This window comes from Ammoniphilus resinae, assembly GCF_017873965.1.
GTDB classification, from domain to species: Bacteria; Bacillota; Bacilli; order Aneurinibacillales; family RAOX-1; genus Ammoniphilus_A; species Ammoniphilus_A resinae.
In genome coordinates this window covers 17,801-43,482 of sequence record NZ_JAGGKT010000020.1, presented here as the reverse complement: position 1 = coordinate 43,482, position 25,682 = coordinate 17,801, and the positions used below count along the sequence as shown (strand labels likewise).

Here is a 25,682-nt window from a genome sequence, read left to right as displayed (position 1 = left end):
ATATTCGCCTTTACATGTAGAATTACTTTGCAGAGTATTATAAAACCAATTAAATACACCTAAACACGAACGTAGCAAAGATTAACTATTGACAGTTCCCACCATCTAGGGTACGATTCAAATGTCGAAAGTTAAATCAATATATCTAATTAAACGTTCGTATATCCTCAAGTATATGGTTTGAGGGTTTCTACAAGGAGCCATAAATCCTAACTACGAATGGGGCGGAATCAATCTATCTGCACCCATTCGTCGTTAGGATTTTTTATGTTAGGAGGACAAAAATGAGTAAACGATATGACATGATTGTAGTTGGCGCAGGACCGGCAGGTATTTTTGCCTGTTATGAAATGATGTTGAAGTCTCCAAACGCGAAAGTGTTGTTAATAGATAAAGGTCATGATATTTACCGTAGACGCTGTCCGATCTTAGAAGAAAAAATTCAGCTTTGCCCACCACCAGCAGGGAAAAAGGATTATGCAGGATGCTTGCCTGCTTGCTCGATTACCAGTGGATTTGGGGGTGCTGGAGCATATAGTGATGGAAAGTTTAATATCACGACGGAATTTGGCGGCTGGATGACCGATTATTTAAGTCCTTCCAAGGTCTTGGAACTGATTAAATACGTGGATGAAATCAATTTACAGCATGGGGCCACCACGGTTATAACCGACCCGACCACGGACACGGTGAAAGAGATTGAACAGCGAGGATTTGCCGCTGGTTTGAAACTGCTAAGAGCACAAGTTAGACATCTAGGAACTGAACAAAACCTGCAGATCTTGCAGTCGATCTACGAATATTTGAAGACGCGGATTGACATGATGTACAAAACCGAAGTGGAAGACATGATTACAGAAGGGAAAAATGGCAACTATGAGGTGCAAGGGGTCGTCCTGAAAAATGGAGAGACGTATTTTAGCAATCAGGTGGTGATTGCACCGGGGCGGGATGGGTCCGCTTGGCTAACCGAGATTTTAAAGAAGAGAAAGATCAAAATGTACAACAATCAGGTGGATGTAGGGGTTCGAGTGGAAACGTCTGATGTCGTGATGCGCGAGATCAACGAACATCTGTACGAAGGGAAATTTGTCTATAATACATCCGTGGGTACGCGGGTTCGAACCTTTTGCAGCAACCCATCCGGCCATGTCGTCGTGGAAAACCACAGCGGCGTGATGGCGGCAAATGGGCATTCCTATAATGATCCTGCGCTTGGTTCGCCGAATACGAACTTTGCCCTGCTTGTCTCCCATAAGTTTACCGAACCGTTTGATAAACCAAACGAATATGCAAGAGAGATTTGCAAAAGGGCGAATGATTTATCCAACGGTGGGGTCATCGTCCAGAAATACGGCGATATCATGAGAGCGAGACGCTCAACGGCGAGCCGGATCAAGGAAGGATTTATCGAACCTACCTTAAAAGAAGCGGTACCGGGTGATCTGGGATTAGTGCTCCCGTATAATACCATGAAAAGCTTAATCGAAATGATTGAAGCCCTCGATAAGGTGACCCCGGGAATTGCCTCTGAGCATACCTTGTTCTATGGCGTGGAAGCAAAATTCTACTCTGCCCGTCCGAAATTGAACGAGGAATTTGAAACAGAAATCAGGGGTCTTTATTGCGGCGGCGATGGCGCCGGAATCACCAGAGGGTTGGCTCAAGCCGGTGCAGCTGGGGTATGGATTGCAAGAAGTATCATAAATCGAATGGGATAATCAGAAATTCAGCCCCTATGCGTAGGGGCTTTTTTCTGTTACATAGTTAACAAGGAAAGCACAGTAGTAATATATGTTTTTAATTCCATAAACTAATAGTTGTATGATACAATGACTTCTATAAAATAGAAATTGTTTGGGATAATAGTAATCAATTATCAGTCTATGATTTTTATTATCTTAAGGAGGATGAACATGAAAGCCCATGAAATCATGATTCGCGAGGTTTATAAAGTCAGGGAGACCGATTCGGTGCGCTCAGTTATCTTACAGTTTATTCAACACCGGATTAGCGGTATGCCGATCGTCAATGAAAAGGAGGAGATTGTAGGGTATATCAGTGATGGAGATATCATGCGCTATATCGGGAAACACAAAGATATTGTGATCGACTCGATCTTTTATGTCAATGTGATTAAAGGTGATGACTTCAATTTTGAGGACAGAGCAAAGAAAATACTTGATCAAAATGTCATGCTGCTGGCCAAGAAACCGATTAAAGTGGCTTGGGATGAAGAGGTCGAAGATATCGCTGCTACCTTGGGAAAAAAACAATTCAAGAAGTTGCCTGTGGAAAAGAACGGAGTGCTAGTTGGAATTATTAGTCGGGGCGATGTGATTCGTAACACATTTAGATCCCTCCTATAAAATCTCATTTTTTTGAAAGGGAGTAACATATGTCATCTATTACACATGATTCTAAAACTGTTCACGAGGAATCAGGTCTGTTGAAACAGCCAAAATCCGTATGGGCAGTCTTTTTTGCTTCGATCATTGCTTTTATGGGCTTGGGTCTGGTGGACCCCATTTTGCCGGCTATTGCGGATAAATTGGAAGCCACACCAAGTCAAGTGACCTTGCTTTTTACGAGTTACAATGCAGTCATGGCCGTTGCTATGTTAATTACTGGAGCGATCTCTTCTAGGCTTGGGATCAAGTGGACCCTGCTTTCTGGAATTATTGTTATTGCTTTATTTTCTGCTTTAGGGGGTCTATCCAATAATATTTGGTCACTCGTCGCCCTGCGTGGAGGCTGGGGTCTCGGGAACGCTTTATTTGTGGCAACTGCTTTGGCTGCTATCGTGTCGTTGTCGAACAGCGGGACGGCAAAGGCGATTATCTTATACGAAGCTGCCATTGGGTTAGGTATTTCCGTAGGTCCGCTGCTTGGCGGATGGTTGGGCGGTATTTCCTGGAGAGGTCCATTTCTTGGTGTGGCTACATTAATGATTATTGCATTTATAGGTCTTTCTTTATTCATGCCAAAGGCTGCTTCCAAATCATCAAAAAAATCGAAGACATCTTTAGCAGACCCCTTCCGTGCCCTAAAGCACCGTTCACTGCTAGTTTTTGGGATTGCAGCGGCGCTGTACAACTTTGGCTTTTTCACCCTGTTAGCCTATGCGCCATTCGTCATGGGACTCGATGAACATGGGTTAGGCTACGTTTTCCTTGGTTGGGGAATTCTTTTGGCTATTACCTCTGTTTTCATGGCTCCGAAGCTTCAAGAATGGATGGGAACAGTGAAAGCCATGTGCACGATGCTGACTTTGTTTGCCTTGCTATTACTTGTGATGGGAATTTGGACATCGGTTCAATGGGTCGTCATCGTAGCCGTTATCCTTGCCGGCGCCCTTCTAGGGAATAACAATACGCTGATTACAACAGCAGTAATGAACGCCACCACAGTGGAACGCTCAACGGCATCCGCTGCCTACAGCTTTCTGCGTTTTATCGGGGGGGCGATTGCACCGTTTATGGCTGGAAAATTGGCGGAGCTATACAATTCCCATGTTCCGTTTATTGTTGGGGCTGGATTTGTGCTTGTCTCCGTTTTATTTATCTGGTTTAATCATACTCATATTAAACATGTCGATGAGGTGGAATCTGCCCATTGATCCATGGTGGCCCGGCATGTAGGAGTGGTTTTTGATGTTGGAATTTATCAAGGGAAAAGCAGCAGATTTGTTTCCCGGTTATTTTGCCATGGTGATGGCAACAGGAGCGCTATCCATTGCAGCCTTTTTACTGGGGATGCAGTTGATCTCCAAGGGATTGTTATACTTCAATATTTTAGCTTATCTCAGTCTTTGGTTTTTTACCCTCTTGCGGTTGACCCGGTTTTTCCCCCGGATGCTTGATGATTTAACGAGTCATACACGCGGTCCGAGTTTCTTTACCTTGGTTGCTGGGACGTGTGTATTTGGCAGTCAGTTGGTGATTATTAATGAGGCCTATCAATTGGCCACCTTTTTGTGGGGTTTGGGAATCTTTCTATGGGTCGTCGTGATGTATACCTTTTTTACGGCAGTAACTGTCCGGAAAGATAAACCTCGGTTAGCGGAAGGGATTAACGGGGCTTGGTTAATTGCAGCGGTAGGAACCCAGTCGATTTCCATTCTGGGTACCCTACTCTCCCCATCTTGGGGAAGCGGTCGGGAGATCGTCTTGTTTTTCACGTTATGTATGTATTTTCTCGGATGTATGCTTTATTTGAACATCATTACCTTGATTTTTTACCGCTTTACTTTTGTTGAGTTAAAATATGGCGCCTTGACACCTCCTTATTGGATTAATATGGGGGCGGTGGCGATTACTACGCTGGCAGGCTCAACGCTGATCCTTCACGCAGAAAATTGGTCCCTTCTGGGGGAGATCACCCCTTTTCTGAAGGGGTTTACGCTGTTTTTTTTGATCACAGGGACTTGGTGGATTCCTTTGCTCTTTATTTTAATGATCTGGCGTCATGTCTATCACCATTACCCGATCACCTATGATCCTCAATTTTGGGGAATGGCCTTCCCTATTGCTATGTATACAACAAGCACGTATCAGCTGTCGCAAGCACTAGGCGCCTCTTTTCTCCAGGTAATCCCCAGGTTCATGATATATATTGCAATGGCAGCTTGGATTTCCGTCCTTTTTGGATTTTTTCATCATGTTTATAAGGATATAAAAAAGAAGTCCCGGGTTTAGCGACCCGGGACTTATACTCCTACGAGATGTCCCTGTTCTCTTAGCACATGCTTGAGGATCTTTCCTAGGCCATTTTTAGGGAGCTCGGTGACAAACACAACTTCGGGGATTTTATATGCCGCAAGCTTTTCCCGGCACTTTTGAATGATCTCCCGCTCGGTCAGAGAACTCTTCCCTTTTTTAATGACATACGCCCGTGGAGCTTCACCCATCACCGGATGAGGCACACCGACAACAGCGACTTCCAGCACATCCTCGATTTGATGGATGACCTCTTCGACTTCTGTCGGATAGACATTGTCCCCGCCGTACACGATCACGTCTTTATAACGACTCGATATATAAAGGAAGCCTTGTTCGTCCAGTCTACCTGCATCCCCCGTATGCAGCCAACCGTCGATTAAAACTTGGCGAGTAGCATCTGGATTGTGAAAATACCCTTTGAAAAGATAGGGGCTTTTCACGATAACCTCCCCTACTTCTCCAGGCGGCATAGGCTGTCCAGTTTCTGGATCTATAATTTTGACTTCTACGTGGAGCGCCAGCTTGCCAACAGAATCAGCCGTATCCAATCCCATCTTCGGATGCCAACTGCTGACTACTGTCGCTTCGGTACTGCCATAACCCTGTGTCATGGGGATACCCTGGGATACGTATTGCTTAATTAGCGCAGAAGGTACCTGGGTACCACCAGAAGTAACGGCAAGTAATGTGGTGAGATCATATTTTTTCTTTTTCATTTCCTCTAACATGTAAGTGTACACGGAAGGAAAGGCAAACATTAGGTTGATTTTTTGCGTTTCAATGGCCTTTAAGATGGAGACTGGATCCGTTTCCTCAATAAAAACCATGGTCTGGCCACCATAAATAATACCGAGTGTAATGGACGTGCTGCTTAAGTGAAACAGTGGATGGACAGAAAGAAATCGGAGTCCTTCTCCCATTCGTTTCCCAAATTGGCGATAAAATAAATCCCAACTACCATGCCGCATCATACAGCCCTTGGGAGTTCCTGTAGTCCCAGAGGTAAACAAGAGAAAAGCTAGATCGTCTTCTGTGACGGGTGCTACGGATGGTTCTTCAACAGGGTACTGCGTAAAGATATCTGCAAAGTTTCTCGTTAGACACATCCCAACCCCTACCGGGATTACTTTTTCAATGAGCGGATGAATGGGAGAAAGGTTTTCGGAAAATTCTTCATCGTAAAAAAGGATCTTTGGCTGTGCGACTTTTGCTGTTTTCTCTAATTCAAAGGAGGTCAGGCGCCAATTGAGAGGAACGGCAACAGCCCCAATCTTGAGTGCTGCCATCACAATGGTTGGGTTAGGGTGATTATTTTTGCAAAGGATAGCGATGCGATCCCCTTTTTGTATCCCTGTTTGTAGAAGGTAATGGGCGAGCTGGTTGGTCCGCTCATTAAATTGCTTGTAGGTATATCGTGCATTGGGAGATATGATAGCTTCTATGTTAGGTGTCTCAGCAGCCCGATCCCGTAAATAATATTGTAAGGTTCCCATAATCATGCCTCCAAATCATACTTTGCCATTCTTAGTATGATCCAGTTGGTGGAGGGAGCGGAAAGGAAAGATATGGACGGCATTTAGGGCGCGTCCTATTTGATTGGGACAGGGATAGTGGGAAACCGCCGAGAGCTGTCGCGAATCGGAGTGAGCCGAGACTAATTCAGCGCCCTCCTCCCTCCCACAACAAAAAAGCCCGGCTCTTCTGCCGGGCTTCCCTTACTATAAAAGTTCCTTACGTAATTCAGCTGCGGACTTTGGAGATAAGTAGCCAGGGGCCACGTCGAATACAGTTTTAGCTCCGTATTGTCCTTCTTTGTTCATCCGGTAAGCAGCACGGGCATAGGCCACAAGCACACTAGAGGTAAACTCTGGATTGCTCTCCAATTTCAAAGAGTATTCAATCACTTGCTTTGTATTCTCACCGGTTTTTCCGCCGCGAATGACGAATCCGCCATGTGGCATGGTGGAGTGTTCTTTCCGAAGCACTTCTTCCGAAATGAAGTTGACGGTTGTATCATAGTCGGAGAAATAGTTTGGCATCGTTTTGATTTCGTTCTCAATTCGTGCCAAGTCTGCTCCTTCTTCAGCTACAACAAAGCATTCACGTGTATGCTTTTCTCTTGTTGTTAGCTCAGGGTTTTCTGCATTTCGAACTCGCTGAACGGCTTCTTCAACCGGGATTGTGTATTGCACCCCAGCCTTAACCCCTTCGATTCTGCGGATCGCATCAGAGTGCCCTTGGCTTAAGCCTTTACCCCAGAATGTATAAGTTGAACCCTCAGGAAGAGCAATTTCTCCCATCAAACGGTTTAATGAAAATAAACCTGGATCCCATCCTACAGCAATAATGCTTGTTTTTTGGTTAGGCTTAGCTGCCTCATCCACGTTCCCAAAGTATTCTGGGATTCTCGCATGTGTATCAAAGCTGTCAATGGTGTTAAATAATCTGGCATACGTAGGCCCTTGCTCAGGAAGATCTGTAGCAGAACCACCACATAAAATCAAAACGTCGATTGCATCTTTGTATTGTTCGATCTCTGAAATAGAAACCACTTTAACATTTGGATCCTGCACCCCTACACCTGCTGGATCCCTTCTAGAGAATACGGCAGTCAAAGTCATGTCAGGATTTTGTTTAATGGCTGATTCTACACCTCTTCCGATGTTCCCGTACCCTACAATTCCAATTCGAATCTGATTTCCCATACTTTTCACTCCTCCTGTGTGTCCAATTATATTTACCCTTTTGGGAAAGTTGCTTGTTTATCTCCATAAGAGTATGAAAGGAAGCCTATTTTATAGTATAATACTAACTTCTACTGCATATCTATATCAGTTCGGCATCATAAGGATATTGATTTGGCATAAATAAGGTATTTTTCATTCTGTATAATAACATTCCCAACTAGTGAAACTTCAACCACAGAGAAATCCATAGTGGTAAAAAGCATCCAGACAAAAGGATGATGAAGAAACCAGAGAGCTTATTTCCTTCTCTCTGTACCGAACGGGCATAAGAAAACGTGTAATAAGTTAAATAGAGGGAGAAACCTCCTAGAACCCAGATCACACTTAACACTCCCTTTATTGCTCATGAATTTGCGGTGGTTTAAACTGTTTTCCAAAGCTTTCGATGCTTGGCATAAACTCAATCTGAACTTTTGCCTCGGTATATTTCTTTTCCCATTGATATTCCCTGTAATCCTTCATTGTCCAAAATTCCTTTCGAGCAAATAGATACCATTTAAAGGGTTCTGAAGCAAATTGTTCTTGTGTCTTTTTGACCAGAGCATTTGCTTTCGATTCCAATGACTCCTTAATCGCCCTTTTTAGCTGTTCCTGGTATTTTAAGTCCAAGACATAATCGACTAGACTTGGGATTTGAATAACTTGTACCTTTAGTGGAACCCTTACTTTCACTTCAGTTGGGTCCTTGTGGACATTAATTTTAACATCGGTTGGGCTGACGCGAAGCAATCGTACGGTAACTCGGAAATCCTTTTTTCGTGGATCGGGGTAAGAGGCAACAACGGAACGGTTTACAGCCTTTGGTCGGAGGAACAGGGCAATTCGTGTTTCCTCCCCAGTCAAGGTACCGATCATCTGACCGAATTTAAAAACGGCAGAGCCCATGACTTGAACCGGGTCCCCTCCCTGTTGCGGGACTTGTCCCGCTAAATATTGATCTTCATCTTTCTCGTGTTTAGGACTTCTCGTTGTTGTCGCATAAATCGCAAGAAAGAGCTCGCCGGATAATCTCTCGAAATAACGGTTAATCGTAGCGTCTGGAACAAACCCAATATCCCTCCACCGGTCTTGCATAAAGGCATAATATTTATGGGGACGTGTTTCAAGCTTAGGTTTATTGGCATGGATAAATTCGCTTGCCTTTTCCTTTGAAATGATAATATGAATTTCCCTGCGCATTTCCCGATCCCCTGTGGAGGAGGCAATGACATGGTGGAACTGCTTGGTGCGTGCCAGCTCTTCGCTAATAATCATCGTATTTAAATGGGTAAAATTAAGCTTCCGAGAAGCGACACTTTGGGCTAATTCTTTGGCTGAAACAATATCTGGAGCCGTAATGGTCAAAATGTCGCTGGGGGGTTCGTTTTCAGCAGATGCTTGGGATGTAGACCCTACCTGTGGGTTGGCAATCTGAAAGGTGACGGCAACCTGATGATCTTCTGCTTTATCCACCCCTAGGACAACGACATGTCCGAGGTCCTCTAGTTCTGCCCGATCGCCGCAAGCAGTTAGAATCAGCATAAAAACCCATGGCAATAGGAAACTAAGCTTTCTCACTCTGTCTGCGCCCCTTCCATCGATCTAACCCCCAGAGGAATAATGGCAAGAAAAAGACGATTGCAGATGCACTAAAGATGACGAACTCCCGGCTTTGATTCAATGTGATGATATTATCCGGGATTAATCCGATCAATAAAATCAATCCTGTCAAAGGCAACAGCAGTGGCTCGAATGCATCCAGCCGCAGTGTGCGCGCGAAGATATAAGCGGTCATATATAAGTAAATAGAAAAATGAAGGACAGATGCAATCACCCAAAAACCAAGAAATATGGCATCTAAATGGGTAATCAGTCCGCCAAGACTGGCAACCCTGGTGAGTTGATGGTACGGGTAATTTAGATACTCCACAGAAGGATAATCAAATACCATCGTGTAGAATGCACATAAGATGGCGACCCAAAAGGCTGAAAATCCGAACCCAATCAGGGAAGCTTTTCGGAAATCCTGATAACTTCGAAGAAATGGAAGGAAAACCGCAAGCAAAACGATCTCCCCAAAGATGGAGCTATAAGCCGCCCCGTCCCGAAGTAATGGAATGATTCCAGGACCGGCAAGGGGGAACAGGTTTAGCCAGTGCGATTTCTTCCATACCGAAAATAAAAGGATGATGCCAGACACAACGAGGTACCAAACCATGACAGAGGAAGCCCGTCCGATCGATTCAAAGCCCCGTTTCGCAATAAAATAACAAACCATCAAAAATAAAAAGTATTGAAGTGTCAACGGGGTAAGGGGGTAATACATGGTATTGATAATATCGATATAACTTCGACTGTTTACTGTGGTGGATGAGAGTATCACTAGGAATAAGAGAAAGCAAATGAGAATCCCGACTTTTTTCCCTGCCAACCGAAAAATGAGCTCCAACAAACCTTGATCATGCTTTTTCATTAGAGGAAAAAGGATCAACAAGGGAATAAATATAAAGACAGTGAAGAAAATGGGAAGCACCCATGATGCATTCATTCCCGCATAGATCAGCAAGTCCGGAGTGGTGTCCGTCCCCTTTATCGCAATCGTGACAAAAACGAGTGCTGTGAATTCTTTCACTCCTAATTTCCCATCAGATATTTTTATCATCGGGATGATTTCCTTTCTGTTTTTTTCTGCCTGACTTGATCTTGAGGACTTGCATAAAAAGGGCGCAACAGACGATCTCTAAGAATTGGGCGATACAGTAAATCTTTCGCAGAAGGCTGAAAAGGTGCCATCGGGGAAAGAAAAGGCACGCCGAATGATTTTAAAGAGACCATATAAGCAACTAAAAAGGTAGAGAGCAAGCCAATTCCAAAGAAACCGGTGAAGAACGCTACGAATAGCATTAAAAAGCGTAAAATACGGATGCCAAAATTAAAACTAATCTCCGGGATGGCAAACGAGGACAAACCTGTGATCGCTACGATGACAACGAGGATCGGACTGACAATATTGGCTTGCACAGCGGCCTGGCCAAGGATGAGGGCGCCAAGGATGCCGATGGTCGGTCCAATAACACTTGGAATCCGGATTCCAGCCTCCCGTAATATTTCGAAAGAAACCTCCATAATCAGGACCTCAACAAGCGTGGGAAAAGGGACCCTTTCCCTTGTTGCCGCAATTGCCAGCATCAGATCAGGGGGAATCATCTCAACGTGAAAAGTCACGGCTGCAATATAAAGCGATGGTGTAAACAAAGCGACAAATACGGAAATTAAACGAATGAGGCGGATAAAATTTCCATAGGCCCAACGCAGGTACCAATCTTCGCCCGTTTGAAAAAGGGCCCAAAAGGTTACCGGAACGATTAATGCCAACGGAGAATTATCCATGATTAAAACGATATGTCCCTCATACATAAAGGAAGCCGCTCGATCTGGCCTTTCTGTTGCTAAGATCGATGGAAAAAGGGAGTAAGGCCTTTCTTCCAAATGCTGTTCTAACATAGACAGATTCATGATGGTATCTGTATCGATGTCCATGATGCGTTTTTTTACTCCCTCAATTAGCTCGGAATCAGCAATCGAATGTAAATACATCATCGAAACCTGTTTCGGAGCCCTCTCTCCAACGGTAATTAATTCACAGATCAAATCATGCTCCCTTACATGCTTGCGAATCAAAGAACGATTGACGGATGCCGATTCAATAAAAGCCTCTTTAGGCCCTTTGACGGCGTTTTCCACTGTTGGCAGGGAAATGGTGCGCCCTTCAAAGCTCGTTGTAGAGATGGATAAGGCATGGGCATATCCTTCGGTGAAAAGGACCGTGTTTCCGTTGATTAACTCATCTATGGCCTCTTGAATGAATGAAATTTTTTTTGACGATGCCGCCGTTAACACATGCTTTGTTAATAATGTGGCAATATCGCCGCTGTCCATTGCGATTTCCTTTGTTTGCAATAAGGGTCCAACAATATGGGCCTCAATCGTCTGAGTATCCACAGAATCCTCCCAATAAAAGACCATCCCTTCACGATCTAACAAAGGAATATATAGGTTGCGAACTTTTAAGGCTAGATTTGTTGGATAGTAAAAGATTTCTTTCAGCAGATCGGCATTGGTTTGCAAGCGAAAAGAAAAAGGCTGATCTTCTGTCATTAGATTGTCAGCCGTTTTTGCCCTCGATTTGCGCCACCCTTTGTCATGAGGCAACCCTGCTCACCTGCCTTAAAAAGAATTTCCCAATTAATGAAACCTATTTTTCCCTAGTCAGGTTATATTATCCGCTAAGGTAAAACACCCTTTGTGATTTTTAAAATTTTCAAGAAGTTGTAATACCTGATCTATCACGGAGACTTGTGAGGAGTTATGATGGAGGTAGATTCTATCCTTTAAGAAGAGGGATTACATATGAACGCAATTATTAGGGTGAAGGGGATTTCGAAGGTTTATCAGATGGGCGAAGTCCGCGTGGAGGCATTAAAAGAAGTGAGTTTTGAGATCAATCAGGGGGAATTTATAGTCGTGCTGGGGCCGAGCGGCTCGGGGAAAAGTACGATGATGAATCTGATTGGTGGGATGGATACGGTGAGTTCGGGTGAGGTCTATTATAAGGGGCAGCCTCTCCATCAGGCCACAGAAAAGGTGTTAACGGAGTACAGGCGACATGCGGTTGGCTTTGTCTTTCAGTTTTATAATTTAATGCCCAATCTGACCGCCTATGAAAATGTGCAAATGGCTGTGCAGATTGCCAAAGACCCTTTAAATGTCAAGGAGGTTTTGGCACAGGTCGGCTTGGCTGATCGGGCTGATCACTTTCCAGCCCAGCTTTCCGGTGGGCAACAGCAGAGAGTAGCGGTGGCTCGTGCCATTGCGAAAAATCCTGATCTTTTGTTATGTGATGAGCCAACGGGTGCCCTGGATTTTGCAACAGGGGTGCAAATGCTGAAGCTATTGAAAGAATTCAGTGTGCAATACAAAAAAACGGTGATGATTATTACCCACAATGCGGGGATCGCCGAGATGGCCGATCGTGTTTTCTACATGAAAGATGGCAGGCTGGAAAACATTACGGTCCATCCGCATCCTGTCCCTCCGGAGGAGGTCGTTTGGTAATGTTATGGCGCAAAATGTGGCGGGACATGGCCGAGAATAAAATCGCCTACATTGCCTGTACGATTGTGATTGCCATCGGGCTGATGACCTATACCTCCATGTCGATGTCTAAAGACCATTTATTTGCCGCGAAGGATGAGTTCTATCGTCACTACCATTTTGCCGACGGGTTTGCCAAGGTCAAGGCGATGCCATTATCGAAGGCGAAAGCAATAAAGGATATGGAGGGTGTGGACCGGGTGAATGGTCGGCTCGTCAAAGAGGTCAGAGTGCTGATCCCCTCTTCAGATTCAGAGGATGTTTATTTACGATTGATCTCCTTTGATGAAACACTTCCACACCGGTTAAACGATGTCGAGCTTTTACAGGGGTCCTTCCCGCAAAAAAATAGCCGCCAAATCTTGTTGGCAGACAAATTTTTAAAGGCACATTCGTTAGGGCTTAGCGATCAAATTGATGTCGTGATTGATGGAAAACAGGTCGGACTGACCGTCAGCGGCAGCGGGCAAAGTCCGGAATATGTCTATGCTTTAAAGGAAGCGCAAGCGATTGCTCCTGATCCGCGGACTTTTGAAGTGGCCTATCTGCCTTATGAGGATATGGAGATGTTATTTGGCCAAAAGCAAATGGTCAATGATGTCGTATTTACCTTGAAACCCGGGGTTAAATTTGCGGATGTGGAAGCGAAACTCAAGTCCACCCTGAAGCCCTATCAGCTTGAGGCGCTGTATGGGGCCAATGACCAACTGAGTAACGCGATGCTATCGGAAGAATTGAAACAGCTGGAGAAGATGGCGAAGAGCATGCCGATCCTGTTCCTTGGGGTTGCAGCGATCATTCTCTACATTATGCTAAAACGGTTAGTCGAATCGCAAAGGGGTCAGATCGGAACACTTAAGGCATTTGGTTATCGCAATGTGGAAATTATCCTTCATTATCTGTCATACGGGCTTTTGATCGGGCTGGTCGGCGGGATTCTAGGGGGGGTTCTAGGAACGGCGCTATCCGGATTAATGATCGATTTGTATCAAAGTTACTTTAGTCTTCCGAATCTAGCCGCAGGGTTCTCGCCTGAATATTTCCTGTACAGCTTGATTATCTCTACCCTGTGTAGTCTTTTTGCCTCCTATCAAGGGGTCAAGGGTGTTTTAGGGCTGCAGCCGGCAGAGGCGATGCGTCCACCGATTCCTGTTTTTACGAAGAAAAACATGCTGGAGAACCTGCCGGGATTTTGGCAAATATTCACGATGCAAGGTCGGATGGCACTGCGAAATGCGACACGGAACAAAGGACGTAGTTTTTTTACCTTTATCGGCATTGTTTTCACATTTAGCATGATGGCTTGTTTCTTTTCCATCGGGAATATGGCCAGTGAGATGATCATGGATCAGTTCACACAGGTGCAAAAACAAGACGTGAAGCTAAGTTTTTCCGCTCCCCTTCCGCGAAGGCAGGCGGTACGGGAACTGCAGCATGTTCAGGGAGTCCATCGGGTTGAGCCAATGGTCGAGGTACCTGTCAGCTTGCAATTTTTGAACCATCAAGAAGACGTGGTTGCCTTGGGAATATCCAACAATGCCAACCTCTATCAGGTGTTTGACAAGCAGGGGGAACGAGTACAGATTCCGCGAACAGGTCTAATGCTTTCTGTGCAGGTGGCTGAACAATTGCAGGTGAAAGCGGGAGATGTGCTAGAGATGGACAGTATATGGGCCAAGGAGAAAATGAAGGTCAAGGTTGAGCGCATTGTTCCCCAATACATAGGGGCCAATGTCTATATGAATCAGGATACGCTGTTGGGATTGTTAAAACAGGGAGATCTTGCGACATCTGTTTTGTTGACGATCGATTCCAAGCAACTGGTCCCATTTAAAGACCAGTACAGCACCTCTAAATTTGTGGGGAACCTGGAGATCAGACAGGAAATGATTGAAAAGTATGAACAACTCCTTGCCTCTTCCACCTACACGCTGTGGATCATGGGCGTGATTTCCGTGATTACCGGGTTTGCCATTGTTTATAATTCGAGCATTATTTCGCTTGCGGAAAGGAAAAGGGAGCTTGCCTCTTTACGCGTGATGGGCATGACGCCACGGGAGGTAATGGAGATTATCTCGGTTGAACAATGGTTTCTCGGATTTTTCGGGATTTTGGCTGGAATTCCAATTGCGTTGACTATGAATCAAGTTCTTGCCAAGGGGATGAGCAGTGATTTATATACACTTCCTGGAACGATTAGTCCCGAGGCGATTTTGCAAGCGGTATTGGGGACGATTTTTGCGATCTGGATTTCTCAGCAATGGGTGTCGCGAAAGGTTCAAAAATTGGACTTGGTGGAAGTATTAAAGGAAAGAGAATAGCGGGGGAAGAGCTATGAAAAAACAGATCAAGTGGGTAGCCGCAATCGTTTTTGCCTTCATAATTGGGGGATTTATCATTTATTCGTCTGTGAAAGCACTAGATGTGGAATGGCTTGAAGTTCAGCCGCAAACGGTAGCGCAGACCTGGAAGGAAGAAGGCATCGTCACTGTGGCAGCAGAGAGACCAATCTATAGTCTGATCAGTGGCCAGATTAACGGTCTTTTTGCAAAGGAGGGCCAGAAGGTGAATCGCGGGGATTTGCTTCTTGCGATTGATTCGAAGGATTTGGAGTTTCAATTAGATCAATTGAAGGCACAGAAAAAGGGGCTGCTTGGTCAAGAGCGAATGACTGAGCAGGATATGCAAAAGCAGCTAGGTCAGTTGCAGGGTCAGCTGGAAAGTATTGAAGGGCAGGAAAAGCAGGCAGCAAAAAGCCCTTATCAGGCCGAAATCAAACGCCAGCAATTGGTCATCGAAGAGACTGGGCGGCAACTTGCAAATAGTGAAGAGGATTACCGCGAAATGAAGGTATTGTATGAGAGCGGTGCTGTATCCAAAAAGCAAATGGAGCAGGCAGCACATACGGTAGACCAGCTTGAAAACAGTTTGCTGCAGCAAGAACAGGAATTGAAGCTAATGAATGAACAAGCGATCCCGTTGCCAGGGACGGTCCAATATTATAGCGGGTTAAAACAGGCCATTCAAACACAGATTGATATTTTACAGCAGGAATTAAATCAGGAGAAAGCCGAAACGGGCACAAATCAGTATTATCAGGGACAGCTGGAAGCGGTGGAGGCTCAGATGAAGCACCTAACCTACCAGATGGCAAACAGGAAGGTTTTTTCACCGATTCAGGGGGTCGTCAAGGAGGTCAGTACCAAAGAGGGCGCAGCGATCCCGGTGAATGCACCGTTATTAACCGTTATTCCGGATGGAGGTCTTCAGGTGGAGGCCTATCTTCTGACCGAGGATGTCATGGATGTGAAAAGTGGAATGAAGGTACAGCTCATCCAAAAAAGGAGGAATGGGGAATACACTTTTTCGGGGACAGTCCAAGCGATTGCTCCAGCAGCGGTGGAGAAGATCTCTTCTTTGGGTTTAATCCAGCAAAAGATCAAGGTGACCATCATCCCTGAAGATCAGGAAGTCGCGCTGCGTCCTGGCTATGCCATAGATGTTCTCTTTACCACTTTGGAACAGCCCAATCAATTGGCGGTTCCACCTGAGGTGCTTTTTCCTTACGAAAAGGGGGATGCGTTATGGGTGGTCCGTGACGGAAAAGCTGTCATTCAACCGGTGCAAAAAGGAATGGAGACCGACGATTTAGTTGTGATTGAAAAAGGGCTGAGCGCTGGGGATCAGGTCATTCTCAATCCACAGCAAGAGGGATTAAAGCAAGGGAAAAGGGTAAAATAAGGCCCCTTTCCCTGTTCATGAGTCTACATTTTCATTGATTCGGAGGGGTGATAATGCAGCAAGTCAAACAGCTCTCCTAGCTCTCCCTTGCTAAGATCACGCCACTCTCCTATTTTGAGATTGCCCAGTTTAATATTCATAATCCGCACCCGTTGCAGCCTCTGCACCTTATAGCCAAATACGGCACACATCCGGCGGATTTGCCGGTTTAACCCTTGGTTCAGGACAATGCGGAAGACGCGGTCAGAGACCTTCGTCATTTTACAGGGAAGGGTTTTGGTCCCAAGAATTCGAACACCTTCAGACATGCCTTTTAGAAAAAACGGAGTGACCGGTTTATCGACCGTGACGATATATTCCTTATCATGCATGTTTTCTGCTCGTAAAATTCGGTTCACGATATCGCCGTCATTGGTCAAGAGGATCAATCCATCCGAATCTTTGTCAAGTCTGCCGATCGGGAAGATCCGTTGTGGATGGTTAACGAAATCGATAATATTTCCCTTGATATGTCTTTCTGTTGTACAGGTAATCCCCACCGGTTTATTCAGGGCAATATAAACCAGCTGCGGTTTTTGACGGATTGGCTTACCATCCACTCGCACATCATCATCAGCTGTCGCCTGGCTGCCTAATTCAGCGACCACACCATTAATCGTAATTCTTTTTTCGCTTATATATTGGTCTACTTCTCGGCGGGACATGATCCCCGTTTCACTGATTAACTTATTAATTCGCAAATTGTTTCCCCCTTAGGGCTGGTCCATATGAATAGAATAACTCGGAAATGGCATGGTATGCAGGCACCAAATTAGGGAATTTCCAGCAAAGAAAGAGCATCTTTCAGCTTCGCACAGCTGGATGCTCTTTTTTTCGAGGACAATCATCCTAATTTATTTCGCTTACTGGATAAATTTACCCTTAATGTTAAAGGAAGCCCTCCGTCATTCTCATACCGAAACTCAATTTGAGATCTGGTCCTAATTTAATACCTGATCTAATAGATGATCGGCCTGCTCTTCGGGGATTCCCTTTACCAGAATCATTTCACTGATTAAAATTTGTCGTGCTTGGTTCAGCATGATTTTGTCGCCTGTGCCAAGTGTCCTTTTTTTCCCGATATGGGATAATTCATGAATCACTTCGGCCACTTCGAAAATATCACCGCTCTTGATTTTATTTGAATGGATGCGATATCTTTGCATTTGATTCGTGCTTGGCTCAGGATCATTCTTTAGGAAAGCGGAAAGGACATCTTCTAATATGGTCATATCAACCACTTGTCGAATCCCCAGCTTTTCGGCACTTGCCTTGGGAATCATCACGTTCATGGATTTGAGAGGAATATTTATGACATAATACAGCTGCTTTTCCCCAAGGATTTCCTTCTCCTCAATGGCTTCGATAATACCTGCACCATGCATTGGGTAAAATATCTTATCGCCTATATGAAACATAAAAATCCACCCCCTGTTTGAAGTAACCTATTAATCATACCACAAATCAGCGAAATATAAAAATTTTTATTTTAACACCTCTAATTATATCATGTCAATATGAAAATGGGGGGATTTTTATGCTGATTTTTGCCCAAAAAAAAGAACATGGAAAGCTCCATGCTCTTTTGGCTTGCCCCGAAAGGTAGTTGAACAATTAAAGTTTAACTACGTTTTCTGCTTGAGGACCACGGTTTCCTTGAACGATGCTGAATTGAACGCGTTGTCCTTCTTCTAAGGATTTGAATCCATCGCCAGAAATAGCGCTGTAGTGAACGAATACGTCACTTCCGCCTTCAACTTCGATGAAACCAAAGCCCTTTTCAGAGTTAAACCATTTTACTGTTCCGGTTGTTTGCATATTAATTACCTCCAAAAGATGTTTATAATATGTTCTTGATATTTACTGCGTAAATAAAAATTCACATATTATAACGGGAATCATTGATACTGAAGTGATAACCCCTGATAATATGTGAATTATTTCCCTCATTATATTTAACTATATATAGTGTACCATCTTTTAAAGAGAAAGTCTAACGCAAAATAGGGGGATGGGGCAAGATTTTATATCTTTTATTTAAAGTATAGCTTGGAATTGGGGAAAATATACGCAATTATAGAGGAGCAGTAAAAAGGCTGCCGACAGAGTCGACAGCCTGGATAGACAGATCCGATATGATCTGATTTAAATAAGTTCAGTTGATCTTATACCCAACCACGAGTTTTGATTGCTTCTGCAATACGCTTCATGGAGATCATATAAGCACCAGTACGGAAATCAACATTGTGCTCATTAGCAAGGGAACGAACTGCCCAATAAGCTTGGGTGATAACATCTTTCAACTTGGAGTTTACTTCATCTTCGCTCCAGTAGTAGTTCATCAAGTTTTGTACCCATTCGAAGTAGGAAACAGTTACTCCACCAGCATTAGCTAAGATATCAGGAATAACGATGATGCCTTTTTCAAATAAGATTTTGTCTGCATCTGGAGTTGTTGGTCCGTTAGCAGCTTCAGCTACGATCGCAGCTTTTACTTTATCTGCATTCTTTCTTGTAATAACATTTTCAAGAGCAGCTGGAACTAGGATGTCAACATCAAGCTCAAGAATTTCTTCTGGATTTTGTAAATGATATTTGGAATCATAATCTAAAATGCTGGAGTTATCTTTCAACTCTTCAACAGTTGCCAAGTCAAGCCCTGCTGGGTTGTAAATAGCACCTTTGGAATCACTTACAGCTACAATTTTGCAACCTTCTTGGCTTAGAAGATCAGCAGCGATACGTCCTGCGTTACCAAATCCTTGGATGGCAACTGTAGCACCTTTTAGTTCTTTACCAAGATCTTTCATAGCTTCAGCGATTACATATGCGCATCCGCGTGCAGTTGCTTCGTTACGTCCTTTTGAACCACCAACGATTAAAGGCTTACCAGTAATAACACCTGGGTTGTTGTAACCTTTCATGCGGCTGTAAGTGTCCATCATCCAGCTCATGATTTGTGGTGTAGTGTATACGTCTGGAGCAGGGATATCTTTATCTGGACCTACGATATCAGCGATTGCTTCCATGAATCCACGGCTTAAACGCTCTAATTCACCTTTGCTAAGTGTGTGTGGGTCAACGATGATACCGCCTTTACCACCACCATAAGGAAGGCTAACAACACCGCACTTGAAAGACATCCACATGGACAATGCTCTTACTTCGTCGATTGTTACGCCTGGATGGAAGCGAATTCCACCTTTAGTTGGTCCAATTGCATCGCTGTGCTGAGAGCGGTAACCTTCAAATACACGGGTGCTTCCATCGTCCATTTTTACTGGGATGGATACGGTAAGAACGCGCTTAGGTCTTTTCAATATTTCTACAATGTCACGGTCGAGGCCTAGGATGGCCGCTGCAGTTTCAATTTGTTCTTGAACGATTTGATAAGGGTTTAGAACTTCTTCTTCATTTTGCAGTTTTTGTGTAGCTACCATTTTACTCCACCTCTTCATTTTATTTTTTCAGGGTATCTAGGTTGCAGATATTTTTATTTGGTTAGTATTGCTCTAAACCCTGCAACGGAATGCCTTGTTTTGATATATTTATTCTATAGTCCATGATCGTTCTAAACAATACGGATTTTAGATAGGATTAATGTCACGCCGCGATGAATAGCAAATGATGGGGGTTTAAAAAATGGAATTAAGGCAGATTGAATACTTTATTGAGGTAGCAAAACGAGAACATGTAACAGAAGCTTCGCATGCTCTGCATGTGGCACAGTCCGCGATCAGTAGGCAAATTTTTAATCTCGAAAAGGAATTAGGTGTAGATTTATTCATCCGGGAAGGCCGAAATGTCCGCCTCACGTATGTGGGCAAGCTTTTTTTAGAGCATATGGAGCAGGCCATGCACGTTATTGATAAGGCCAAACGGGAAATTGACGAATTCCTGGACCCTCAGCGCGGAACCATTCGCGTAGGTTTTCCAAGCAGTCTTGCTTCTTATTTACTACCGACGATTATTTCTGCTTTCCGGGATAATTACCGCCAGGTTAATTTTCAGCTGTTCCACGGATCTTACCGTCAATTGATCGAAATGGTGATAAAGGGGGATATCGATCTGGCTTTGCTCGGTCCAGTGCCGAAAAATGAAAAGCAGATAACCGGATACACCCTGTTTTCAGAAAATATTGTGGCTTTGTTACCTTCACATCACCCGCTGGCGAGTAAACCATCTATACAATTGAGTGAGCTTCGCAGCGATTTGTTTGTGTTGTTTCCAGAAGGGTTCATCCTGCGCGAGTTGGTTGTCAATGCCTGCCGGAATTTTGGCTTCCAACCTAAAGTTTCCTTTGAGGGGGATGATATTGATGCGATCAAGGGGTTGGTCGCAGCAGGCCTCGGGATTACGTTACTGCCTGAGGTTACCTTGGTTGACAATATTCCCCGGACAACGGTCAAGCTACCAATCGTGGAACCCAATGTCACCCGTAGTGTGGGGGTTATTATCCCCAACAATCGGGAGCTTCCGCCTACCGAAAAGTTATTTTATGATTTTCTGAAGCAGTTTTGTGCGGTTTTGATTGGATATAAAGGATAAGTTGGAGTTTAAGGGGCCAGTGGCGGTTAAGTCATTTGGGCCCTTTTTTCATGTGGAAAAGGAAAACATAAAGGATCAAAAAATGGAGTTTTTTTCTTCTATGTGTGACATTTTTCATTCTAATTTAATTAAATATTTGGTATATTAATAATTGGTAGAAAACTATAGTTGTGAGGAGGGAAAGGAATGAGTATTGGAATTTTGGCTTTTCTTTCATTGCTGCCAATTTTAGCTGTTGCTCTGTTTCTCGTTGTTTTGCGATGGCCGGCCAGTAAGGCGATGCCGATTTCCTACATTGTCGCGGTCTTGCTTGCCTTATTTGTGTGGCAGGTTCCCGGTGCACAGGTGGCTGCTGCTACGGTAAATGGCTTGGTCGTCACGATCACCCTGCTATACATCATTTTTGGTGCCATCCTGGTTTTGAATACTCTCCAGGAGAGCGGTGGTTTAAAAACCATTCGTCAAGGTTTTACGGATATCACCCCGGACCGTAGAGTGCAGGTCATTATTATCGCTTGGCTGTTCGGCTCCTTTATTGAAGGTTCGGCTGGTTTTGGCTCGCCCGCTGCAGTCGCTGTTCCACTGCTTGTCGGCCTAGGTTTTCCAGCGCTCGCAGCGGTTATGGCAGGGATGATTATTCAGAGTACCCCTGTTTCTTTTGGAGCGGTGGGAACCCCGATGATTGTCGGTGTTGGTACGGGCCTCGGTTCAACGGAATCTGTCAAGACCTTTGCAGCGAATCTTGGGTACGCGGATTGGGCTCAGTTTATCGCGATGATCGCTGCCAAGGTCGCCTTGCTACATATGATTGCTGGAACCTTGATCCCGCTTTTCGTCGTTGCTCTCATGACTAAATTTTACGGGAAAAACAAGACGTTCCGAGAAGGTATGAAAATGTGGAAGTTCGCCTTGTTCGCTTCGTTCTCCATGACCATTCCATATATCATTGTGGCGAATCTGTTAGGACCGGAATTTCCTTCGATGCTTGGCGGGCTCATTGGTTTAGCGATTGTTGTCAGCGCAGCCAAAAAGGGATTCCTTATGCCTGCAAAAGAAGACTGCTGGGACTTCGCTCCGAAAGAACAGTGGGATCCGGAATGGTCAGGGAAAATTGAAATTCAGGATATTTCCGGGGCAAAGGGAGAAATCTCTATGCTTAAGGCTTGGGCTCCCTATGTTTTGGTGGGGTTATTCCTGGTTTTAAGCAGGCTTGAATTTTTACCATTCGCTAGTCTATTGAAGTCTTGGACCTTGTCCATTCCCAATATTTTTGGCACAAAAATCACAGCCAGTTTCCAACCCCTCTTTTCACCGGGAACGATCTTTATTCTTGTGTCGTTGATCACCTATTTCATGCATCAAATGACACCTAGTTCCTATAAAAGGGCCTGGAAGAATTCAGGGAAGACCATGATTGCAGCTTCAACCGCCTTAGTGTTCACTGTCCCTATGGTTCAGGTCTTTATCAATTCCGCTGGCGGTGCCGCAGGTTATGATCAGATGCCTATTGCCTTGGCTGAAGGGGTTGCTGCTTTAGCTGGATCCGCCTGGCCAATTTTTGCGCCTTTTATTGGTGGGCTGGGTGCCTTTGTGGCGGGGAGTAATACCGTCAGCAATATGATGTTCTCATTATTTCAGTTTGGTGTTGGGGAACGGATTGCCGTCGATCCGACCTGGATCGTAGCACTTCAGGCTGTTGGCGGTGCTGCGGGTAATATGATTTGCGTGCATAATGTAGTGGCTGCATCGGCTGTGGTTGGTTTGGTGGGGAAAGAAGGTTACGTCATCCGGCAAACCCTTCTCCCTTTTACCTATTATGCACTCTTGCTAGGATCGGTTGGTTATTCCATCGTGTGGACCGCACAAAAAGGTTTCTTTAATATCGGCACAATCATTGCGTTAATCATTGCAGCTGCTGCCATCTATATCATCAGCACGAATCAAAAGCAGTTAAATAGCATGTATCCGAACAAAAATATATCCTCGTAATCTGTTTGATAATATCTGTAAAATTAAGCCGTGCGGGTTGTCTCACCATTTAATTATCAACTTTTCTCTCCGGGTCATCCATCTTGGATGACCCTTCTTCTTATTCATTTGTGACTTATCTCACAGGAAAACATGCTTGAGTTTGCGATACTCAGAATAGGTAAAAATGCTGATATCCAAGCTAAGATATTTATATGCTTCTTGGTGTCAATGAAGAGGGGTAATGCTGTGGGCTTTCCACAACTACAAATTGCACATATCAAGCCAAAGGTTCCGATTTTTCAAGGTGGAATGGGTGTTGGGATTTCTTTAAGCAGTCTTGCAGCAGCTGTTGCAAATGCCGGTGGAGTTGGGATCATCTCCGGTACAGGCATTTCGACAGATGAAATGAGGGAGCATATTCGGAAGGCGAGAGAGCTAACTAAAGGAATTGGGTATATTGGGGTCAACGTATTGTTCGCGATGAAAGATTTTGCAGAAAAGATGAAGGCGGCCATGGAGGAAAAGGTTGATTTCATTATCTCCGGCGCCGGCTTTTCCCGTGATATGTATGCTTGGGGGAGAACTTTTGGGATCCCCGTTATCTCTATTGTTTCTTCAGCAAAACTAGCGCGGCTTGCCGAGAAATTAGGTGCCGCAGCCGTTGTTGTTGAAGGGTTTGAGGCAGGTGGGCATTTGGGGACGGACAGGCCGTTATTCGATATCCTCCCGGAAGTGATTGAAGCCGTTCAAATTCCCGTCATTGCTGCGGGAGGTATTCTCACCGGAGAAGATCTTGCCAAAGCACTCCAGATGGGTGCAGTCGGGGTTCAAATGGGGACGCGTTTTGTTGCCAGTGAAGAGTGTGATGCCCCGCTCGCTTTTAAGCAGAAATACGTAGATGCGCAGCAAGAAGATACAATCCTCGTTAAAACTACTGTCGGTTTGCAGGGAAGAGCAATCAAAAACCATTTCACAGATCTAATTAGTGGAGATCAAAAAGTGAAAATTGAGAAGTGCCTCGACTGTTTAAAGGATTGTTCTTATCGGTTTTGTACTCTTGATTCCTTGCTTAAATCTGTGGATGGAGATGTAGAAAATGGATTGGTCTTTGCTGGTTCCCGTGTTTCTGAGATTAAGGAAATACTTCCGGTGAGACAGATTATCGATAATATCATGGATGAGTATAATAAAACGGTAGAGAAAATAGTTTAAAAAGGAGATTGAGGGTGCCGATTGTGTGGTGGTAGGTGCCCTTTTTCCTATTTGTAGGGAACCGGATGCTTTCGGTAGTTGTGTTGTTTCGACTCTTTGTGGCCATTATTCCATTCGCTCAGGAAGAACTTTTGTTTCTTTCTATTTTATTTGGTGTGCAATAGTCCGAGGTGATAGTATATATTCTTGTAACCTATGCCCACTATCCCTTTCTCTCAGACGACAAATTTTCGTGTGTTGAGACCCTGTTTCTCTTCGCGAAATAGAAAAATAGTGTGTACAAGGGGCGGGGATCTTCTTTGTTTTGTCTCCTTATGACCCCTATCCCTTTCCTTCAGGGAGATATTTTTTAGTTTTTCTTGTTGGAAAAAGTGGGGGTGGTGGATAAGTGATATATATATATTCTGTTGCCCTACGCGCACTATCCCTTTTTCTCAGGAGAGACTCGGGTGGGTGGGTTGCTCAATTTTATCGTAAATGGGGAGTTGGTTTTGAACTCCTCTTTTTTTGTTTTTTTGTGGATTTAGGGACCTACATCGCCTGTAAGAGGTTTGACTCCCTGTTTTTTCTTCTCCTTCTGGTCACCTGCCAGTAGTTCGCCTTCTTCGTTGAGGCACATAGTTGAATAAGCCCCTGGAAAAGGGGAGCTTGATCCAGTGCCTGATTGACCCGATAGCAAAACTCGTCCAAATAAGCCTGTAAATGGCGAACGCCGATCCCGTGAAAGGTTTCGTTCAACCACTGAGAAGCCTTTTTGAAATAAGGATATCCTATCTTGAGTCTGCGGGGCTTGAGTCGCTGTGTCATATATTCCACTTCAGAATCCTCTGCCTCAATATACCTCTCCGCAAATGACTTTTTTTGTGGAGTCGAAATAAACTTCTCTCTCGGAGATTCCAAGAGAAGTTTCATTTTGATATAGGTGGGTTGTTTTTGCTCATTCAAGGATGTACCCACAAGGAGAAAATGCTCTTTGGGATGGGTCTGGTGGGTTATGTTGTAGGGGTGGCCGTAGCAGGCATCATGCACTTGGACCATGCCGGACAATAGATGGGTGGCATCGGACGTACTCATGGCCCGACGGATCTTCTGAAGGATTAACCAGGAGGTTTTGTAGGTGACTTGGATGATCTCTTTCAGTTGCACCGCATTGATCCCAGGAGAAGGGCGGGAGGCCAAAAAGATGGCAGTAAACCATTTTTGCAAGGGGGTCGGGCTCCCTTCCATAACGGTTCCAACGGTTAAAGACGTCTGATGGCTGCACTGGGCACACTCGTAGAGGGGAAGCCGGCGGGTAGTAATCAGATAGAAATGCCGATGGCTGCATTTGGGGCAAACAAACCCATGAGGCCACTTCATTTGAAACAGATAGTTCGCACAGATGTCCTCGGAGTAAAAACGGTCTTGAAATTGATCGAGATTCATCGTATCCATGAATAACTCCTCCTTTAACGAACGTATATTCTATTTGTAGAATAACAAACATGTGTTCCTGTGTAAAGAGAAAGTTTTCGACAAAGGTTTAAGCAATTGCCCCTGAAAGAGAGGGATAGTGGTCAAAAGAAAGCGA

20 protein-coding genes and 1 riboswitch are annotated in these 25,682 nt (G+C 44.5%); of the genes, 10 read left to right on the top strand and 10 right to left on the bottom strand.

From position 1 onward, the window contains the following. Positions 1-137 precede the first annotated feature (137 nt). A riboswitch (purine riboswitch) is annotated at positions 138-236 on the top strand. A 48-nt stretch (positions 237-284) separates the two neighbouring features. The 4 genes from J2Z37_RS21535 (at position 285) to J2Z37_RS21520 (ending at position 4,697) form a co-directional block, all read left to right on the top strand. Continuing rightward, positions 285-1,721: an NAD(P)/FAD-dependent oxidoreductase gene (locus J2Z37_RS21535; protein ID WP_209812384.1), complete on the top strand. Its 1,437-nt coding sequence runs from the start codon at positions 285-287 to the stop codon at positions 1,719-1,721. Positions 1,722-1,916: 195 nt separating this feature from the next. Continuing rightward, complete coding sequence (locus J2Z37_RS21530) at positions 1,917-2,369, top strand: CBS domain-containing protein (protein WP_209812383.1); 453 nt, start codon at positions 1,917-1,919, stop codon at positions 2,367-2,369. Positions 2,370-2,398: 29 nt separating this feature from the next. Then, positions 2,399-3,619 carry an MFS transporter gene (locus tag J2Z37_RS21525; RefSeq protein WP_209812382.1) on the top strand — a complete coding sequence of 407 codons (1,221 nt, stop codon included), beginning with the start codon at positions 2,399-2,401 and terminating at the stop codon, positions 3,617-3,619. 34 nt (positions 3,620-3,653) lie between these two features. Beyond that, positions 3,654-4,697, top strand: a complete 1,044-nt coding sequence (locus tag J2Z37_RS21520) for a tellurite resistance/C4-dicarboxylate transporter family protein (protein ID WP_209812381.1) — start codon at positions 3,654-3,656, stop codon at positions 4,695-4,697. 11 nt (positions 4,698-4,708) lie between these two features. Here the strand turns inward: J2Z37_RS21520 and J2Z37_RS21515 are convergent, their stop codons facing one another. The 5 genes from J2Z37_RS21515 to J2Z37_RS21495 all read right to left on the bottom strand — a co-directional run bounded on the left by J2Z37_RS21515 (position 4,709) and on the right by J2Z37_RS21495 (position 11,659). Then, entirely contained in the window at positions 4,709-6,214 is a 1,506-nt protein-coding gene (locus tag J2Z37_RS21515; protein ID WP_209812380.1) for a class I adenylate-forming enzyme family protein, read from the bottom strand. A gap of 225 nt (positions 6,215-6,439) precedes the next feature. Beyond that, a complete protein-coding gene (locus J2Z37_RS21510; protein ID WP_209812379.1) occupies positions 6,440-7,426 on the bottom strand; it encodes a diaminopimelate dehydrogenase in 987 nt (328 codons plus the stop codon). Between the two features lie 378 nt (positions 7,427-7,804). After that, complete coding sequence (locus J2Z37_RS21505; protein ID WP_342453865.1) at positions 7,805-9,025, bottom strand: Ger(x)C family spore germination protein; 1,221 nt, start codon at positions 9,023-9,025, stop codon at positions 7,805-7,807. After that, the gene (locus J2Z37_RS21500) at positions 9,012-10,109 is read right to left on the bottom strand and encodes a GerAB/ArcD/ProY family transporter (RefSeq protein ID WP_209812378.1); all 1,098 of its coding nucleotides are present in this window, start codon (positions 10,107-10,109) and stop codon (positions 9,012-9,014) included. The genes J2Z37_RS21505 and J2Z37_RS21500 overlap by 14 nt, the downstream gene beginning before the upstream one ends. Next, positions 10,106-11,659 carry a spore germination protein gene (locus J2Z37_RS21495; protein WP_245204083.1) on the bottom strand — a complete coding sequence of 518 codons (1,554 nt, stop codon included), beginning with the start codon at positions 11,657-11,659 and terminating at the stop codon, positions 10,106-10,108. The genes J2Z37_RS21500 and J2Z37_RS21495 overlap by 4 nt, the downstream gene beginning before the upstream one ends. A gap of 198 nt (positions 11,660-11,857) precedes the next feature. Between J2Z37_RS21495 and J2Z37_RS21490 the strand changes: the two genes are divergently transcribed. The 3 genes from J2Z37_RS21490 to J2Z37_RS21480 are packed head-to-tail and all read left to right on the top strand — an operon-like array spanning position 11,858 to position 16,342. Next, positions 11,858-12,562: an ABC transporter ATP-binding protein gene (locus tag J2Z37_RS21490; RefSeq protein ID WP_209812377.1), complete on the top strand. Its 705-nt coding sequence runs from the start codon at positions 11,858-11,860 to the stop codon at positions 12,560-12,562. After that, positions 12,562-14,922: an ABC transporter permease gene (locus tag J2Z37_RS21485; RefSeq protein WP_209812376.1), complete on the top strand. Its 2,361-nt coding sequence runs from the start codon at positions 12,562-12,564 to the stop codon at positions 14,920-14,922. The genes J2Z37_RS21490 and J2Z37_RS21485 overlap by 1 nt, the downstream gene beginning before the upstream one ends. A 13-nt stretch (positions 14,923-14,935) precedes the next feature. Then, a complete protein-coding gene (locus tag J2Z37_RS21480; protein WP_209812375.1) occupies positions 14,936-16,342 on the top strand; it encodes an efflux RND transporter periplasmic adaptor subunit in 1,407 nt (468 codons plus the stop codon). A 23-nt stretch (positions 16,343-16,365) separates the two neighbouring features. Here the strand turns inward: J2Z37_RS21480 and rluF are convergent, their stop codons facing one another. The 4 genes from rluF to J2Z37_RS21460 form a co-directional block, all read right to left on the bottom strand. Then, positions 16,366-17,082: a 23S rRNA pseudouridine(2604) synthase RluF gene (gene rluF / locus J2Z37_RS21475; protein WP_209812374.1), complete on the bottom strand. Its 717-nt coding sequence runs from the start codon at positions 17,080-17,082 to the stop codon at positions 16,366-16,368. A 240-nt stretch (positions 17,083-17,322) separates the two neighbouring features. Next, positions 17,323-17,799, bottom strand: coding sequence for a CarD family transcriptional regulator (locus J2Z37_RS21470; protein ID WP_209812373.1), 477 nt, complete (start codon positions 17,797-17,799; stop codon positions 17,323-17,325). A 196-nt stretch (positions 17,800-17,995) separates the two neighbouring features. Continuing rightward, positions 17,996-18,199, bottom strand: a complete 204-nt coding sequence (gene cspD / locus J2Z37_RS21465; RefSeq protein WP_209812372.1) for a cold-shock protein CspD — start codon at positions 18,197-18,199, stop codon at positions 17,996-17,998. Between the two features lie 347 nt (positions 18,200-18,546). Beyond that, positions 18,547-19,821: a Glu/Leu/Phe/Val family dehydrogenase gene (locus J2Z37_RS21460; protein ID WP_209812371.1), complete on the bottom strand. Its 1,275-nt coding sequence runs from the start codon at positions 19,819-19,821 to the stop codon at positions 18,547-18,549. A gap of 202 nt (positions 19,822-20,023) precedes the next feature. Here J2Z37_RS21460 and gltC point away from each other — a divergent pair, with 202 nt between their 5' ends. The 3 genes from gltC (at position 20,024) to J2Z37_RS21445 (ending at position 24,112) form a co-directional block, all read left to right on the top strand. Further along, entirely contained in the window at positions 20,024-20,929 is a 906-nt protein-coding gene (gene gltC / locus J2Z37_RS21455; RefSeq protein ID WP_209812370.1) for a glutamate biosynthesis transcriptional regulator GltC, read from the top strand. A gap of 186 nt (positions 20,930-21,115) precedes the next feature. Then, positions 21,116-22,918, top strand: a complete 1,803-nt coding sequence (locus tag J2Z37_RS21450; RefSeq protein ID WP_209812369.1) for an L-lactate permease — start codon at positions 21,116-21,118, stop codon at positions 22,916-22,918. Between the two features lie 210 nt (positions 22,919-23,128). Continuing rightward, positions 23,129-24,112, top strand: a complete 984-nt coding sequence (locus J2Z37_RS21445; RefSeq protein ID WP_209812404.1) for an NAD(P)H-dependent flavin oxidoreductase — start codon at positions 23,129-23,131, stop codon at positions 24,110-24,112. 531 nt (positions 24,113-24,643) lie between these two features. On the opposite strand, the gene J2Z37_RS21440 is transcribed toward J2Z37_RS21445, so the two are convergent. Next, positions 24,644-25,546, bottom strand: coding sequence for a transposase (locus J2Z37_RS21440; RefSeq protein WP_209812368.1), 903 nt, complete (start codon positions 25,544-25,546; stop codon positions 24,644-24,646). Between the last annotated feature and the right edge of the window lie 136 nt (positions 25,547-25,682).